This is a genomic window from Microcystis sp. LE19-10.1B (assembly GCF_027530565.1).
GTDB lineage: Bacteria > Cyanobacteriota > Cyanobacteriia > Cyanobacteriales > Microcystaceae > Microcystis > Microcystis aeruginosa.
Genome location: NZ_JAPZQM010000381.1, coordinates 1 through 16070, shown reverse-complemented (window position 1 = coordinate 16070; position 16070 = coordinate 1). Strand labels below are relative to the sequence as shown.

General features: G+C 42.2%; 15 protein-coding genes and 1 pseudogene. 10 read left to right on the top strand and 6 right to left on the bottom strand.

Annotated elements, in window-relative coordinates:
• Positions 1-136 precede the first annotated feature (136 nt).
• Positions 137-862, top strand: a pseudogene (locus tag O9332_RS13840) (sulfite exporter TauE/SafE family protein); the annotation flags it as partial.
• Positions 863-872: 10 nt separating this feature from the next.
• Here O9332_RS13840 and O9332_RS13835 read toward each other — a convergent pair.
• A complete protein-coding gene (locus tag O9332_RS13835) occupies positions 873-1307 on the bottom strand; it encodes a YidH family protein (protein ID WP_002762666.1) in 435 nt (144 codons plus the stop codon).
• Positions 1308-1498: 191 nt separating this feature from the next.
• Here O9332_RS13835 and O9332_RS13830 point away from each other — a divergent pair, with 191 nt between their 5' ends.
• The gene (locus tag O9332_RS13830; protein WP_002762665.1) at positions 1499-1651 is read left to right on the top strand and encodes a hypothetical protein; all 153 of its coding nucleotides are present in this window, start codon (positions 1499-1501) and stop codon (positions 1649-1651) included.
• Here O9332_RS13830 and O9332_RS13825 read toward each other — a convergent pair.
• Positions 1644-2327 (bottom strand): cadmium resistance transporter, encoded by a 684-nt coding sequence (locus O9332_RS13825; protein ID WP_043999410.1) that lies wholly within the window; start codon positions 2325-2327, stop codon positions 1644-1646. The genes O9332_RS13830 and O9332_RS13825 overlap by 8 nt on opposite strands.
• 147 nt (positions 2328-2474) lie before the next feature.
• Here O9332_RS13825 and O9332_RS13820 point away from each other — a divergent pair, with 147 nt between their 5' ends.
• Positions 2475-3395: a LysR substrate-binding domain-containing protein gene (locus O9332_RS13820; RefSeq protein WP_002762662.1), complete on the top strand. Its 921-nt coding sequence runs from the start codon at positions 2475-2477 to the stop codon at positions 3393-3395.
• Between the two features lie 77 nt (positions 3396-3472).
• Here O9332_RS13820 and O9332_RS13815 read toward each other — a convergent pair whose 3' ends face one another.
• From O9332_RS13815 to O9332_RS13805, 3 genes are all read right to left on the bottom strand, one after another.
• Positions 3473-7465: an Eco57I restriction-modification methylase domain-containing protein gene (locus O9332_RS13815; RefSeq protein ID WP_288026039.1), complete on the bottom strand. Its 3993-nt coding sequence runs from the start codon at positions 7463-7465 to the stop codon at positions 3473-3475.
• Positions 7466-7640: 175 nt separating this feature from the next.
• Positions 7641-7997 (bottom strand): iron-sulfur cluster assembly accessory protein, encoded by a 357-nt coding sequence (locus O9332_RS13810; RefSeq protein WP_052276018.1) that lies wholly within the window; start codon positions 7995-7997, stop codon positions 7641-7643.
• A gap of 288 nt (positions 7998-8285) precedes the next feature.
• Positions 8286-8675, bottom strand: a complete 390-nt coding sequence (locus O9332_RS13805) for a DUF8738 domain-containing protein (RefSeq protein WP_288026037.1) — start codon at positions 8673-8675, stop codon at positions 8286-8288.
• Between the two features lie 295 nt (positions 8676-8970).
• Here O9332_RS13805 and O9332_RS13800 point away from each other — a divergent pair, with 295 nt between their 5' ends.
• From O9332_RS13800 to O9332_RS13785, 4 genes are all read left to right on the top strand, one after another.
• Complete coding sequence (locus tag O9332_RS13800; RefSeq protein ID WP_002762655.1) at positions 8971-9312, top strand: phage holin family protein; 342 nt, start codon at positions 8971-8973, stop codon at positions 9310-9312.
• 739 nt (positions 9313-10051) lie between these two features.
• On the top strand, positions 10052-10798 hold the full coding sequence (locus O9332_RS13795) for a TRAFAC clade GTPase domain-containing protein (protein ID WP_002762653.1): 747 nt from the start codon (positions 10052-10054) through the stop codon (positions 10796-10798).
• Positions 10799-11052: 254 nt separating this feature from the next.
• Positions 11053-12141 (top strand): roadblock/LC7 domain-containing protein, encoded by a 1089-nt coding sequence (locus tag O9332_RS13790; protein ID WP_002762651.1) that lies wholly within the window; start codon positions 11053-11055, stop codon positions 12139-12141.
• Positions 12142-12420: 279 nt separating this feature from the next.
• The gene (locus tag O9332_RS13785; protein ID WP_002762649.1) at positions 12421-13347 is read left to right on the top strand and encodes an RluA family pseudouridine synthase; all 927 of its coding nucleotides are present in this window, start codon (positions 12421-12423) and stop codon (positions 13345-13347) included.
• Here the strand turns inward: O9332_RS13785 and bioU are convergent.
• On the bottom strand, positions 13344-14345 hold the full coding sequence (bioU, locus tag O9332_RS13780) for a (S)-8-amino-7-oxononanoate synthase BioU (RefSeq protein ID WP_002762647.1): 1002 nt from the start codon (positions 14343-14345) through the stop codon (positions 13344-13346). The genes O9332_RS13785 and bioU overlap by 4 nt on opposite strands.
• 310 nt (positions 14346-14655) lie before the next feature.
• On the opposite strand from bioU, the gene O9332_RS13775 reads away from it, so the two are divergent.
• The 3 genes from O9332_RS13775 to O9332_RS13765 are packed head-to-tail and all read left to right on the top strand — an operon-like array spanning position 14656 to position 15709.
• Positions 14656-14871 (top strand): DUF2997 domain-containing protein, encoded by a 216-nt coding sequence (locus O9332_RS13775; RefSeq protein ID WP_002762645.1) that lies wholly within the window; start codon positions 14656-14658, stop codon positions 14869-14871.
• A gap of 44 nt (positions 14872-14915) precedes the next feature.
• On the top strand, positions 14916-15302 hold the full coding sequence (locus tag O9332_RS13770) for a DUF1257 domain-containing protein (RefSeq protein ID WP_002762644.1): 387 nt from the start codon (positions 14916-14918) through the stop codon (positions 15300-15302).
• Positions 15302-15709, top strand: a complete 408-nt coding sequence (locus O9332_RS13765) for a ferredoxin (RefSeq protein WP_002762643.1) — start codon at positions 15302-15304, stop codon at positions 15707-15709. Before O9332_RS13770 ends, O9332_RS13765 begins: the two co-directional genes overlap by 1 nt.
• Positions 15710-16070: the final 361 nt, after the last annotated feature.

Here is a 16070-nt window from a genome sequence, read left to right as displayed (position 1 = left end):
CTGAAATGGGGCGAAAGTCTGTGGACTCTGTGTAAGACAGTACATGGTTTTTTAACTGTGGTATGCGACGGTGGTGGAAGCAGAAACTTAAATCGTGAGGTTTAGGAATCGCCGCACTTTTAGGGCGGCGAGGATGTCAACCTTGATTACACCCCTATTGATCTTTGTATTTCAGGTTCCCGCTACCACCGCAGTGGGTTCCGATGTGGTAGCGGCCGGGTTGATGAAAGTGGTCGGCACCGTTCGTCACTGGCAACAGCAAACGATCGAGTTAGAGGTGGTAAAATGGCTGGTAATTGGCAGTGTACCCGGTTCTCTGTTAGGATTAGTCGGTTTTTGCTATTTTCAGCAGAATAGCTCTCTCAATCTCGATCAATGGCTGCCCCATATCATCGGTCTTGTCTTGATGATCGTGACTGTCCTAGCGGCCCTAGAACTACTAATCTCCTTGTTTTTTCCCGATTTGTCCCCTTGGTCCTGGCCAAAATTAGATTTAACCACTCGATCGGGTCAGATAAAAACAACGATATTGGGGGCAGTTTTAGGCTATTTAGTCGGTTTAACCAGTATTTCCAGTGGTTCCTTATTTGCATTGGTCTTGATGACCTTTTTTCAGCTTGATTCTCGCAAATTAGTCGGTACAGATCTATCGCAAGCGTCCATCCTCTTAACCTGTACTTCCATTGGTCATCTGGGATTAGGAACGGTAGATTGGAATCTGGTACTTCCTATCTGGTTGGGTGGAATACCGGGGGTAGTAGTGGGAGCAAGATTATCGGAATATTTCCCCAAAAATGCCCTAAAAATACTGCTTTATACGGTTCTAGTCACGGTCAGTTGGCGCTTACTCCAACCCACCTAATCCTCAAAGTTCACTCGAAAGTCATCATACTACCCATCAACAGATCGGGACTGGTGGCGACAAAATAGATAATTCCCGCACCGAGAATAACGATCGCTAAACTAAATAGTAGCACCCATCGATCGGCTGGTTCGTAGGTATCTTCATCTATATCTCGTCTGACTGTAAAATAATGGGCCGTGGTCAAAAATACGGTCAATAAACCCACTAAAGCAAACATTAAGCCCAATTTCCAGCCGTAACCGGGCCGGGGAACCAGAGGAGGATGAAAGGCCCGTAAGCGCAGGATAACCATACCAAAACCCATTAATGCGATCGCCGTTCGCATCCAAGACAGATAGGTGCGTTCATTGGCCAGATGATCGCGGACTCGATTGGGATTGACTTTTTTCGGTTTAATGCTGGTCTTGCTTTCCGTCACTGGTGATTTGAGAAAAAATAACATGATCGAGATGACTAGGGGTCGGTTTCAAGTTGATCGCTTGAAAAGATGATGTTATTCTATGACACTTGAGTTATAGATGGTATGGAAAAAATCTAAAATCTCTTTTTAGATGTATTTGTATTGAATCAAAAATTAAATAGGGTTTGCTGAATAAATCTAAAAACATTGTTCGATAAGACTTTTAGACCTTTTTGAAATCCAAAAGTACTGGCCATTGGAGTGATCGGGGGGAAAATCCCTGGACTTTTTCCCTGAAAATGGGTAAAACCCTACACCCTACACCCTACACCCTACACCCTACACCCTGCCCCCAGGAAAAACTTTTTGCCGCAAACCCTAAATAGATTCTGCTTGCTGCTGGAGAAGCGCCCATCCATAGCTTAAGGATAAGGCCAAGAAAGCCAGGGGAAGACTTTCCTTGATCATAAACACACCCAAACCGATCAGCACACAGGGGACAAAGTGGCTACCGTGACTGCTAATTAAATTAGCGATCGCCGGTAATTGAGTTAACTGATGAGCAGTAAAACACCAAACACCCACCAAGATCAGAAAAACGCTGACGATAGTGACTAAATTTGGCCAAGTATTACTAGCGAACAGCGGCAGATAAATGCCGATATTATCACTGCCATTGGCGATGGTAATTGCCGCCACAGAGCAGGTTTGAGGGGAAAACCAGGCCAGCAAAGGAGAAGACGGTGCTGATTCTACAGCCATCTCCACATTATTATCCGTCTCGGTTTCTTCTCGCTGCCAGAGACTCCGAATCCCGAAAATCACGGGTAACAGACCGAGAAAACGAATCCACTGAGCCGGAATTAAGAAACTCCCGAAAAAGCCAGTTAAACTCGCCAAAATCAGCAGGATAAAGCCTAAATACTGACCGATAACGATATGACGACGGCGAAAAAGTTTATTGACCTGGGTAAAAAGAATCGTCAAAATCAGGATGTCATCGAGATTAGTGGCAATAAAGGCCGCTATTGCTGTGGATATGGCAGTAATCATGGTAGTCATAGGATTTTTTTCCTTAATCGGGTCTTCTGATCTCGATCGCCCTACTTCTACTCTAGAAAGAGCCATTAATAAAATCAAATATTCTTTCTTGTTGATTTAATAAATTAAAATGATGGAAAGACCAATAGAGACGGAAAACCCCTTGCCATGGCCAGAATGACCCTAGATCAACTGGAAATCTTTCTAGCGACTGCTGAACATCTCCACTTCACCAAAGCAGCAGAAGCTTTATATATCACCCAACCGGCCGTCAGTGCCGCCATTGCCTCCCTAGAAAATGAATACGGGGTGAAATTATTCCACCGCGTCGGTCGTCACATCGAGATCACGGAAACAGGACGTTTACTGCAATTAGAAGCGCAACGCATTCTCACCCAGGTAACTTTGACAGAAAGGGGATTGGCGGAATTCAACGACTTGCAACGGGGAGAACTACAATTAGGGTCGAGTTTGACTATTGGTAACTATTGGCTGCCGGCAAAAATTAGCGATTTTCAGGAGCGCTATCCGGCAATTAAGATCAATTGCACCCTAGCTAATACGGAAGAAATCTGTCTGGGTACGGCTAACGGACGTTTTGACCTAGCATTAATCGAGGGAGAAGTCAAGAGTGATTTAACACATTGTTTAGAACAGGAGATCGTCGGCAGCGATCGCCTATTAATTATTGTCGGACGTTCTCATCCTTGGTATAAAAGAGAAGCGATCGAATTGCCGGAATTAGTGGAAACCCCTTGGGTAATGCGAGAATCGGGATCGGGAACTCAACAAAGATTCGAGGAAGCGTTACAGAATTGGGGCATCGATTTACGGACATTAAAGGTAACTTTGCTGTTAAATACGGGAGAAATGGTGAAAGCAATCATCGAGAATAGTTCGGCAGCTGCCGGGATTTCCGAATTGATGGTTCAAAAGGAATTAGAATTAGGCACATTGCGATCGATTCGAGTCATCGATACTTCCGGTTTATACCCTCGCTATCTCGAATTTATGCGCCCTTTTTTAAAAATAAAACACCGTCAGCGCTTTCAACCCCGCGTCTGTCAAGTTTTCGAGCAGATGTTGTAATCTGATAGAAGTCACCGAAAATTAACCCCTTTCCTTCTAGTCCTTATTAAAGGTTTTTGAAGATTTCTATTCTTTTTTCACTCTCTCCCTTCAATAATTTTAATTTCTTCCTCGCTTAATCCATAGAGTTTATAAACAATTAGATCGATCAATTCATCGGTGGCGCTTAATTGTTGTTTTAGGGGCAAAAGTTTATCTAGACTGGTTTGATATTCTTTTTCTAGGGTTTCCTGTATTTGACGATCGAGTAAGTTAACGGTAATTTTCTTTTTGTTCTTTTTCAGTATCTCCCACAGTTGATCGCAGCTAAGATGAGGTTCGCTTTTTTGGTAGTCACCGAGATAGTTTTGGATTTTTGATTTGTTGGTTAAATTATCGATCGCACTGCCGATTATTCTCTCTAAATATCTCAAAAAGCTTTTGATTTCTTTTTGTTTTTCCCGATTTATCTCGATCATTTGTTCTGCTAAGTAGGCCAGAATATCATGGACTATATCGGTTTCCTCTCTCCTAATATGCTCCTCGATTTCTTTTAATATCTCTTGCTTTTCTTGATAACTTTTGATAAGTTTCTCTAAACTCTGTTGACGGCGATCGCTATTGGTGTTAAAAGATATTTTTCGGATGGGGATGTTCTCCATGTATTGACCAAAAAATCTTAATCTACCTTGCTTCTCTGTATCCCCCAATACAGCACTGTTTTGAGACATATAAAAGAAAATTAAGCTGGAATTTAAAAGAGCTAGTAAATAATAACTTTGGCTAGGAATTAAATAGGTAGTATTGATTGAGTAAAAGCCATTATTATCTAAAGTAAAGCGCAATTCTTTAGCAATATCTGGATAAATAATTTTAGGTTTTTCAAAAATATCATAATAAGTGCAAGATCTTAATTCCCACCAAAACTGTCCTTGATCACATCGTTTTCTAGCTTTTTCTGCAAAACCATCAAGATGTTTAGTAAGAGAAGGGTATATTGAAGAAAGATAATTCCAAGCCAATTTTTCCTGATCTGTATCTATTTTTTGTTTTGTCCATCCCCAGGGAATCAATAATAAATATAAGTCCCGATTCTTGATTTCATATTTCCTCAAATCATCTCCTACTATTAAAGACTTGATAAATTGTTGATTGTTTGGGTCAGTTCTTACTAAATATTCTTTGATATTTTTGTCAATCACAAATGCTTCGTTACATCCTGTTTTAATTCCCAGATAAATCTGATTGTTTACATATTCACTCAGAAAAACAGCTTTTTTTTGTAATTTTTCGACAATTGTAGCAATCTGATTTTTAGCTAAGGACCAACCTTCCACAGACAAGCTATTTTCACATACATAATATGACAGATCATTAATCACATCAATTAAACTATTGAATTTGAGAGACTTAATCTTTGATACTAAAACATTTTGTTGACCTACAATATTATTTTCAATCAGTAGAATAGATGGAAAAGTTGCCGCTTCCGAAAAAACAGGCAATTCTCCAAAATCGATAATTTCTTTTATAGTTGTTTGCTGGGTTAGAAATTGTCTTAATTTCGTTCCATAATTAGCACGCATAAATTTATTTGATATAATCAAACCCAAGTGACCTCCTTGCTGTAAGGATAGTAACCCCATTTCGACAAAATAAACGTATAAATCGGCAACTCCATGAAAAGATTGATAATTTTCTTTTAGAAAGGGTTTAATATCTTTTAATCCTTCTTGTCGAACGTAGGGAGGATTACCGATTACTGCATCAAAACCGGGGTTATCCTTCCAAGAAGCGGAATCAAGATCGATAAAAACTTCAGGAAATTCCAGATCCCAATGAAAAAAGCGCTTACTTTTATATAAACTAGCTGCTTGGTCTAAAATTCCTTGATCTGATCGGGGTATCTTATCCCAATTAATTGCCGATATATTACCACCGTAGCGCTGCAAAAACTCGATAGCAGTTTTAACCCCAAAAAAGCGAGAAAGGAAAACATCTAATAAACGCTTGTAGGGTTTAGCTTGACTATCAAAATCACGGAATAACTGTTCGCTTGCTTCCACTTCAGCAAAAGTCGCATCGCTGAGGGTACTAATTCCCCGCATAATTTCCGCGGCCCGAAGTAACCCAACAAAAGGGCCAGTTAAAAGAGTTAATTGACCACTTTCCTCCTCGATCATAGCGGCTTCTGCGTCCTTGGCGGTAGTTCCGATCAGAGAATTACCACAACGTAAATGATGATCCAAAAAACTCAAAGGTGCGCCCACTGTGAAAGAATGTAACCAGAGACTAACCTTGGCCAATTCTACAGCCATCGGATTGATATCCACCCCATAAATACAGCGCTTCATCACCACTCTCTGTAATAATTGCGTTGGTTCAAGGGTGGGAGAATCGAGAATAATTCCCTGTTGTCGGAGATTGTCGATAATATTTTGTCGGGTGGTTTCCAACATGGTTAAAACGGGATTATCTTCGGGATAAAGATTGAGAATCTGGATTAACTCATCGGTGAGATAGTCCACTGCTTCCACTAAAAAATGTCCGCTTCCCATGGCGGGGTCACAGAGTTTAAGATCAAGTAAGGTAGCGATCGCTTTTTTTTCTAAGCGTTGTAGCTCTTTTTCTAATCCCTGCTGACTGAGATTTCCTAAACGTCTATCGCTGCTTTCTTGTCTTCGGGTGGCGATTTCTGTCATCACATCCCCGAACTGTCGCGCTCTTTGCTCTAAAATTGGTTTGAGGGTATGACTGACAATATATTTAACAATATAATCGGGAGTGTAATAGGAACCGGTGGCTTTTCTTTCTCCCCGATCATTTTCCAGATGTACCGATTCCCCCTCAATCACGATGCGATATTCCAGTAATCCTTCGTAAATTGATCCTAACTGTCGCACACCTAAAAAACTATAGTCGATCGGCTGTCCCTCAAAACGTGCTAACTTGTCTAAAATGGGCGCTAAAACCGCATCGGATAACTTATATTGACCGAGAAAACAATTCACCCGGCCTTCTTCCATGTCAAATAAACCCCCGTTGTAACGAGGTACGGCTAAATTAGCATCCCCTCGATCGACAATGCGAAATAAACTGAGGAGAGCATCGTATATTCCCGTCGAGGTGCCACTAAAGACCTGCTGACGATCGATTTTAACGGCAATTTCTCGCGTCTTTTGCAATAAGCTGTAATCGCGATAGTCTCCCCTCACCGGCAGCAAGTCCCGCGCTTCTGCGTAGAGAAGAAATAATAATTTATACAGCAGGGATAAACTCGCCTCATACAATAAATCTGGCTGTATGTCTGTATTTAATGATACAAAACCTTGAGAAATATCGGGAAAAATGCGATCGAAGACTAACTCTTTTAACTCGTTACCCACTCTGGTGGCATAGGTGGTACTCCCCTCCCGGACGCGTTCAAGGAAATTCTGACCGTGAATATCCTTAATAAAAGCCTCTTGACGGAAAAATAACCAGAAATACCGAAATTTTTGCCGGTCTCCCCCCTCTAATAGTTCCATCAAGTCCACTAGATAAAATTCCGTGGCTGTGGAGGACGCTTGACGGTAATATAAGCGCCATTCTCGACCATTGGTGAGAATACCCCAATCTACTCCCGTCCCCGTGAGATAATTGGTGATCTGAAAGGAAGGATTACTATTTTTCCAGATATCTCGCTGATCATTCTTAGAAACGTCACTAAGAGAACGTTGCCAGTATTTGGCCTCAGCGATCGCTAAAACTTGACTATAAAAGGCTCTTTCATTATTCTGGAGAGCATAGGCTTGATAACGGTCATTTTCTGTGGCAAATAGGGCATAATCTGGCCTTTCTGACCTTCCTTTTCCCCTACTGCTTACTTGCGGTATATAACTAAAACCGAGAATTTCTAGAATCGGTTGTATTAATTCTGCTTCCGTTTGCGCTTCGTTAAGAGTCGGCAAAATCGCCTTTTTTTGTTGATAAAGACTCTCTAAGCGGGAAAATGCCACGGATACATCCTCTTGCCATTCCCCAGAATCCGGCAGCCGATGCTCAAGATAGTGTTGAGAAAAAAGCGGTTTATTGCTTGCTTGTCCTGACATGGGCAATTATCCTAGCATTGAGGGTATCTAGCCTAAAAATGAAGGGTTCGCAGGCAGGCACGGATTCCCATTATATAAAAAGTATATGTCAAGTCTCCGATTTTGTCAAGGGTTTTGGCCAAAAAAAAATTGCCTCTGGGAGGCGGGGGTGAAAGGTATCACCCCAGAGAAATAATTAAACGCCAAAAGACTTACCACAGCCACAGGTTTGACTGGCGTTGGGATTAGTGAATTGGAAACCGCCGCCGATCATCGCGTTGCTGTAATCTAACATGAGACCGTAGAGATAGAGCAGACTTTTTTTATCAGAGACAATTTTGAAGCCATCGTAATCGAAAACCTCATCTTGGGGGCCAATATTGCTAGGATGCTCAAAATCCATCATATAGGACATTCCCGAACAACCACCCTGACGCACACCCACGCGCAGACATAAATCCTTGCCCTGTTGCTCTTTGAGCATGGTAAGGTGTTTGAGGGCAGCCTCACTGAGTAAAATTCCTTTTCCTTGAGTCTGAGTAGCTTGTGTCATCTTTAGCAGGAACTCCTAAACGTAGATAAAACTTTGCCTTCTCCTATTCATCTTAGCGATAGTTGAGGACTGATGACTGGATTACTGTTTACTTTTCCCAGTCTCGCAGGAGTTGTAGGGCAAAAAAAAGCAAAAAACTGGGATTATTAATTAAATAGCGTTGCCAGAGACGACTAGATTCTTTAAACAAACCCTAGAGCCATTCTAAGCCGATTTTCATCCCCCAACGGACAGGACAGCGCTGCTTTGAGGATGCCGAAAAAGCAGCCGGAAAAGAGCCAAAGAAATTTACTTTTCTAAGCGAAGATTAGCGCCGCTGCTATTGGTGCGATAAACCCAAGTTTTTTGGTTATCAGTCAGAATAATTCGCCATCCTTGCACCAGTGCTTGAGTACAGAATTCTCCCGGTTTAGCTAATCCTAAACAACCATCGGGCCAGGTTTGTGGTTGTGCTGCTTGAATTTGCAAGCGATTAACCGATATCTTGGTTTTCCGACTCAAATCTTGACGGGTGGCGGCGATAACCGAATTAGGTGGCTCAGGAGATGCTAAACTAGGTGGCGCTAAGAGGAGAGAAAGCAGACTCATTAGCATTAAAAAGCCAGTTGCTCCCTGAATAATTCTCGTTTTACCGATTGGTACTTGCTGGCTTTGGCTAAAATTTCTTCTAGATATCATCTTGAGTGCTGCCTCTTTCTGGGGGGTGATAGTCCGAGGGAATCTTCCTGTTTATTATCAGTGTCAGATCCCCCCGCCTATCGGCACCCCCCTTATCAAGGGGGGCAGGGGGGATCGAACCTAAAATCCATTTTTAATTTAATTATAACCAGCTACTTATGTTCCCGCTCTGGTTTTCGAGCAGCGGCAGCAGTCAATGTCGGTTTTCGCTGCCATCTCCCGAAAACTGTCGCCCCTTTAAGGGGCGATGGCGATTAAAATAGATGAGGATGAACTATCTTAGATGGATGGGCTTATGTTATCTTTTTTCCTCCGTTGGTTGATTACCGCCGTCTCTTTATTGATTACAGCGCGAATAGTACCCGGTATAGAAATTAAAGATTTTACCGTGGCTTTGATAGCTGCTGTCGCTTTGGGTTTAATTAATGCTATTATTAGACCCCTGTTGATTCTTTTTACCCTGCCTTTAACTATTTTGACCCTAGGGTTATTTATTTTTGTGGTTAATGCCATTTCCTTTTCTTTAGCCTCCTATTTTATCCGTGGCTTTGAGGTAAAATCATTTTTTGCTGCTTTATTCGGTTCGATCGTGGTTTCGATCATTTCAGGAGTTTTAAATGGCATTTTCGTTGACTAAAGTGGGCAATAATTCGGTTAATTAGTGAGCAATCCTCTGTTTAAAACAGCTTGGCTTAGTCTGATCTAGAGACGTTGATTATAACAACGTCTCTCTAGTTTTTGGTAAATAGCGATAGTTTTTATTTGAGAATCAGGGAATTAAATTGACAAAAAGATTGACAAAAATTATCGTTTGTGTTAAACAAGTTATATCGATCATTTACCAGAGGGCTTTAGGGTATGTTTATTATTTTATCTATGAGATCACTTAGAACTACACCCAGAAAATCTCTACGGATTTAAGTGGGTGGGTGGAATTAAATATAAGATGAACGTAGGTTGGGTTGAAGCATGAAACCCAACGCCCGCTCATGTTACGCTACCGCTAACCCATCCTACAAATAATTGTGCCTCCCTACTTACCGTGGCTTTTGTCGTTAAAAATCAGGAAAATTTAATCCCAAGATTTCCATCTCAAGCACCGAGAGCAAGTTCAATTACTATTAGAATAGTAACTTTGTGTGAAGATTTGGCTAACCGGGATGATCCGATCAGACAAAACAAATATAATCATCTTAATTAGATGACTAATAAGCTTTCTCGATCATCTTTCCAGACAGCATAACTACAAGAGTGTAGCAGGGGATTGTTGAGCTAAGGAGATTAACTAATCTCAAGTCAATTTTTCTTGTCTGTGTTTGCTTGAGAGACACAATCATCGCAGCAAAAGTTTTTTCATTCAATTTAGAGGTTTTAAAATGACTAACAATCAGGAAAATCTTAGCCAAGAAAACAAAATTTATACAGTTCTCAGTATCGGTCAAAGAGGAGCAGGAAAAACAGTTTTCCTAGCGGCATCTTATCAGACTTTCAAAAATCAAGCAACTTCGGGAAATCCGGCTAATATTGTCTTCAGATCTCAAGAGGAAGAAAGCGAAGAAGATATTGAAAAAATTCTCAATTATGTCGCTAGAACAGGTCAATATCCCCCCGCCACTTTAAAAATCAGTAACTTTGATTTTAGTTTAGAGAAAAAAAGCGGTGATCGCTCGGATAAAATAGCGACAATTCGCTGGTGGGATATACCGGGAGAAAGTTGTCAAATCTATAATTTAGCCTTTGTCAATATGGCTTTACAGGCTAATGCTTGTTTACTGTTTTTAGAAGCAGCAAGTTTATTAAATGATTCAGACAAGCATAATAATTACCTGAGAATTTTTCAAACCTTGATCGAGATAATTAACCATAATAAAACTAGGTTTAATTTAGGCATTATTATCAGCAAATGCGATCTAGTTGTCTCTGACCAAAAAAGCTGGCAAAACCTACAATTAAAAGTCAAAGAATTAGAGCAAAAACTGCGAGAGCAAAAAGTTAATCACCGTTTTTTTTACTCAACAGTTTTAATTGATTCCCAACAAGGCACGCTGCAAGCAAATCAAGCTTTAGACTCCCTATCTTGGTTATTGTCTCAAATCGATCAACAACTGGTAAACTTTTCCTAAACGACCAGCACTATATCCGAGCTATTTACAGAAAGATTAGTAAAAAAATCTCTCAAAAATCTGCTGACTGCCTTATAACAGTCATCTTAATGGTGAGGTGTGAAGTTTTCGTTTTGGGGAGTCGGCACCAAATTAGGTGACAGTTCATCTTGAGGAGAAATGCCGTCAAATATCTCCCCAAAAACTAGAAACAAGACACAATTGTGTGAAAATTATTTATAATAGCCCACAAAAGTGCTTAAAGGTTACAGATCATGTCCTTGCTCGTTGAACAACTGATTTATAGCAGTTTCTCACAACTGGGATTTAAATATATCGCTAGTGTCAATGTCCCCCTAGGGATTCAACAGTTTTTTTATCAACATATAGTCTCTCAGTTATGGGACACCTATAATCCTCCAGACAGGAAATTTAAAGGAGTCTATATCTATCAAATTGACTTCCATAACACCCTCTTTGGTTGGTTAATTAACGATGGTAAGGATGAATTTGATCGTGGGGACATCCCCTACTTTCATTGTTATTATTTACAGGAACTACTCGACTCGAAACAACTGTTTAAAATCCTTGCCTGTCTAGAAGCAGGTCCCCTAAAACGTATTGCCAGAGATGAGGCTAAAATCTCCCTTGAACCCTTAACTTTAGCTGACAATTATCAGGCAAATGCCTTTGAATTAGGGATTAAACTTTCTAAAGATATTCGTCTGTTTAGCCAACGGCAACTGCGGGAAGGAAAACCTCTACAATGGTTTATCTCCTCGAAAGAAACCAAAGAACGACAACGACCACATCCCACCGATAATAACTATGATAACTCTAAAAATACCTTACCTAGGGAACCAAATTATAAGGTAGAAATTGCCAAAATCCTGCAAGAATTAGCCGAAAAACCGCTCGCTATTGAGGGGACCATGCTTGTTTCTCCCCAGGGTCAACCTTTGACTGATTCCATCGGCATGGAACACAATAGTGCTTTAATCTTAGCCGGAACAATGCTCTATCTTGCCAATAACACAAAAGAGGAATTAAGCTGGTCTGATCTGGAACAAATTGCTATTCGCAGTCCCCAGGGTCATCTGATCTTAACCCCTTGCAGTGACCAAGCTTTTCTTTTAGTGAAAACTGGCAAAACGATCACGGGATTGTTAGAGGGAGAAATCCAGAAAACTCGCTCAAAATTAGCAAAAATTCTCGCTATCTCTAACCCCACCCCCGAAACTCCTCTCTTAAATCCCACAGTTAATCCCCTCCTTGATTCCGTTGTAGAAGAATTCGAGATCGTCCTCGAAACCGAAGATAATAACAATGCAGATATTCGTTACCGGGGCAGACCAATTCAGTAATCAGTAATCAGTAATCAGCAATCAGGAGTCAGGAGATTATTTTTATTTAGGGCTGGCTGAATAAATCTAAAAACCTTGTTGGGTAAGACTTTTAGACCTTTTGTCAATCAAAAAGTACTGCATCTGGGAGTGATCGGGGGGAAATTTAGGCACTTTTTCCCTGAAAATTAGGTAATTGGCCACCTCAAAACTGGTAAAACCCCACACCCCACACCCCACACCCCACACCCTGCCCCCTCCCCCTTCCCCTACACCCTACACCCTGATAACTAAAAACCGATGAACCAATTAAACTTAGAAGTTGCGGGAAAAAAAGAACGTTTAGATGCTTGGATGGGGTCACACTTGCCCGATTTATCGAGATCGAGGCTGCAAAAACTGATAGAACAGGGATATATACAGTTAAATGGTCAAATTTGCACTAATAAAAATACTAAAGTTGGTCAAGGTGATCGCTTAAAGATTACCATTCCCGACAGTCAACCCCTCGAATTAACCGCCGAGGCGATCGAGCTTGATATTCTTTACGAAGACGACTATCTGATTATTATCAATAAACCTGCCGATTTAGTGGTTCATCCGGCTCCCGGCCACGAATCGGGAACCTTGGTCAACGCTTTACTACATCACTGCCCGAATTTAGCTGGAATTGGTGGAATTCAACGCCCCGGTATAGTCCACCGCTTAGATAAGGATACCACGGGTGCGATCGTTATTGCCAAAACCGACCAGGCTCATCAACACCTACAGGCACAATTAAAAACCAAAACTGCCCGCCGGGAATACATCGCCCTCGTCCACGGTGTCCCCAAAACGGAGACAGGTACAATTGATCTGCCGATCGGTCGTCACCGCAGCGATCGGCAAAAGATGGCTATTATTGCCGTGGAAAAAGGCGGTAGAAATGCCGTCACTCACTGGCAAGTCAAGGAAAGACTGGGCAACTACACCTTAATGGAATTTCGCCTAGAAACTGGCAGAACTCATCAAATTCGCGTTCATAGCAGCCAAATCGGTCATCCGATTCTTGGGGATCCCCTCTATAGTTCAGGTCGTTCCATCGGGATTAATCTACCCGGGCAATTACTCCATGCCCATCGTTTAATTTTAGTACATCCGGTCACGGGAGAGAGCCTAGAAGCGATCGCTCCCTTACCCGCTATTTTCCCGAAAGTTTTAGCTATTTTACGGCAGAGAAACCCCTAGCGCACAAATTGCGGCATAATCTCCGCTGCTGTCCATAATCCGTAGATACCGCGACGATGTAGGGAAACCCCCGCTTTCAGATAACCGAAAGCCGGCCCGCAGACATTAGCCGCCATACTGGTTTCATCACCTAAAGTGAGGGTATGGGTGGAAATTTTGCCTTCAAAAGTCCGCCCCGTGACTTTAACATTGGTACTCAAGGGCTTTTTCGGGTTGCGCGTATCCACCACACCCCCGACGGAAACCCGATCGCGTCCACAGATTCCGGCTAATTCCAGCATAATATCGTCTGCGTGTTCCATATTTTCGAGGCTGAGAATGCCATTGGTTTTATTTAACAGCATTTCCACTTCCGCATCACTCATCCGGTGCGCCGTTTCTGGGTCGTAACCGGGTAAATGGGCGATATCTTCGCGAATAGTGGCCCGATAAGCCTCCCAGTTGGCAATTCCCACGCCGAAGGTAATTTTAACGCTATGAATCTCTGCATAACTCTGGGCAGCTAGGGCAGCGGCAGCAGTTAACAGTCCGGGGGTAGCGCCGCAGCCGGTCATGTAGGTGATGCCGGCGGCTTCTAGGTCTGCTTGTAGTGCTAAGATTTGTTCCATGGCGCTGGTACGTTTGAGCGCATCGACTAAAACCCCGCGCCAACCCAAGCGAATGAAAGTTTTAGCGATATCGGCCATGAAATTGTTGGGTAAATTCGGCAAGGCGAGAAAATAGCCTTCTACGTCGGCAGTTTTGATTAATTCCTCGATACTGTTTTGGCTGAGACTGCCGTAATTTTCCAGATAACCGATCGAACCCTGGTCATGATAAATTTTGTTACAGGTATTGACATCTAGACCGTCTTTGTGGTAAGCAAAACCGGCTTTATCGGCGGCGGCAGTCCAGAGCATTTCCTGTTTGGGGGCGAGAATTCTGGCGGCGGCCTGTCCCAAACCACCAAAACCTAAAACACCGATCCGAAGGCGATCGCTGGCTATTTGTTTATTCATATTCGTTGGGATTCCTATAGACAAACTTCTATTATTTCGGCGGTCGTGGTTCGCCGTTGCATCTCCTTTATTTTCAATTTATCGCTTCAGGTCGTCTTTTTTGTGTAGTTTTGTTAAATTGTGCCTCCTGGGTCAGGGTTCGCCCTTGACGATGAAGAAAAGTTACGGGAAACTTACAAAAAATGAAAGTGGTTAGGTGACGTAATATAAAGTTTTGCTAAAATTTTAACCAGATTGCTACGATTAGCAAACTATCGTAAATTAAAACGATAGGGAGCTTTGCAAACCCCAGATCACGCCGAGAAGAGCTATGAGCATGGAAAGCCTAGAGTTTATTATCTATCCCGATGGTCGCGTCATGGAAAAGGTGACAGGCATAGTCGGTTCATCTTGTCAAGAGGTGACGGCGGCGATCGAGGCACAACTCGGGCAGCTGATGTCTCAAGAGAAAACCTCGGATTATTACCATCAAACCGTCAGCCAGTCAGAGAAAGTCAGCAACGAAGCCACTTTTAGCGACTGGTAATTTTTCATCTTTCCCGATCCCTTTATTTAAGCCACTGAAAAACCATGTCACACTTTAGCAATATCAAAACCAAAATCCGCGATCTATCCTACCTAAAAGCCGCCCTGAGCGATATGGGTATGGAATGGAAAGAGGGTTCTCACCCCGTCAAAGGTTATCAAGGTCAAACTTTAACCGCAGAGGTGGTAATCGAGCAAGATAACAATTACGATATCGGTTTTCGCTGGAATGGTAACGAGTACGAGTTAGTTGCCGATTTGCAATACTGGCAACAACCCCTAACCGTAGAAGGATTTTTAAGAAAAGTAAATCAAGGTTATGCCTACCACACCATCCTGGCAGAAACTGCTAAACAGGGTTTTCAGGTGGCAGCACAGGAAAAAAATACTGATGGTTCCATTCGTCTAGTGGTACAACGTTGGAGTGCCTAATGGCTGATTTTTCTCCCGAACGCTCTGGTTTTGAACCAGAGTTAGGGGGATTCCTAAGAGATTCCCCTGATCGCACTGGTTTTGAACCCGAATTGGGCGGTTTACTGCGCCAGAAAGCGGTTTACGTCGATGAGGTCACTTGTATCGGTTGTAAACACTGCGCCCACGTTGCCCCCAATACCTTTTTTATTGAAGGCGAATACGGTCGCTCTCGTGTCTATAATCAGGACGGTGACGAAGAAGAAATTATTCAAGAAGCGATCGAGACTTGTCCAGTTAACTGTATTCACTGGGTTAATTATAATAATTTGCAATTCCTTGAGGAAGAAGGCAAACATCAAGTGATTAAACAGTTAGGTTTTCCTCAGATTCACAAGAAATTTAGCCCCGCAGATTTAGATATCTAGGGTGGATAGGTACAGCCTCATCCACCTATTATTTCCTAGAAGTTATGGCAGCGGTTCTCGATCGAATCCGCTACAGTTCTCAGGGGAAATAATCCTAAGTAGGTAGGTATTGAAAACTTTCAGATGCCCCCCTTATTAAGGGGGATCCCCCCGCCTATCGGCACCCCCCTTATCAAGGGGGGCAGGGGGGATCGAACCTAAAATCCATTTTAAATTTAATTATGGTTCTTCGTTACTTGGTATGGTTCGATAGGGGGGCATAAATCGACTAAATCCTTATCTGGCAAGAGACTTAATTGATTAGTTCGCTCTAGAGCAAAAACAATTGACAAAAATCGCTAAATGCCTTTCTCTATAAGGG

Excerpts from the sequence above, each read along its gene's own strand:
- O9332_RS13825 (WP_043999410.1), bottom strand. The coding sequence starts at position 2,327 with ATGACTACCATGATTACTGCCATATCCACAGCAATAGCGGCCTTTATT.
- O9332_RS13795 (WP_002762653.1), top strand. The coding sequence starts at position 10,052 with ATGACTAACAATCAGGAAAATCTTAGCCAAGAAAACAAAATTTATACA.
- O9332_RS13810 (WP_052276018.1), bottom strand. The coding sequence starts at position 7,997 with ATGACACAAGCTACTCAGACTCAAGGAAAAGGAATTTTACTCAGTGAG.
- O9332_RS13785 (WP_002762649.1), top strand. The coding sequence starts at position 12,421 with ATGAACCAATTAAACTTAGAAGTTGCGGGAAAAAAAGAACGTTTAGAT.
- O9332_RS13815 (WP_288026039.1), bottom strand. The coding sequence starts at position 7,465 with ATGTCAGGACAAGCAAGCAATAAACCGCTTTTTTCTCAACACTATCTT.
- O9332_RS13835 (WP_002762666.1), bottom strand. The coding sequence starts at position 1,307 with ATGTTATTTTTTCTCAAATCACCAGTGACGGAAAGCAAGACCAGCATT.
- O9332_RS13775 (WP_002762645.1), top strand. The coding sequence starts at position 14,656 with ATGAGCATGGAAAGCCTAGAGTTTATTATCTATCCCGATGGTCGCGTC.
- O9332_RS13820 (WP_002762662.1), top strand. The coding sequence starts at position 2,475 with ATGGCCAGAATGACCCTAGATCAACTGGAAATCTTTCTAGCGACTGCT.
- O9332_RS13800 (WP_002762655.1), top strand. The coding sequence starts at position 8,971 with ATGTTATCTTTTTTCCTCCGTTGGTTGATTACCGCCGTCTCTTTATTG.
- O9332_RS13790 (WP_002762651.1), top strand. The coding sequence starts at position 11,053 with ATGTCCTTGCTCGTTGAACAACTGATTTATAGCAGTTTCTCACAACTG.
- bioU (WP_002762647.1), bottom strand. The coding sequence starts at position 14,345 with ATGAATAAACAAATAGCCAGCGATCGCCTTCGGATCGGTGTTTTAGGT.
- O9332_RS13805 (WP_288026037.1), bottom strand. The coding sequence starts at position 8,675 with ATGATATCTAGAAGAAATTTTAGCCAAAGCCAGCAAGTACCAATCGGT.
- O9332_RS13770 (WP_002762644.1), top strand. The coding sequence starts at position 14,916 with ATGTCACACTTTAGCAATATCAAAACCAAAATCCGCGATCTATCCTAC.
- O9332_RS13765 (WP_002762643.1), top strand. The coding sequence starts at position 15,302 with ATGGCTGATTTTTCTCCCGAACGCTCTGGTTTTGAACCAGAGTTAGGG.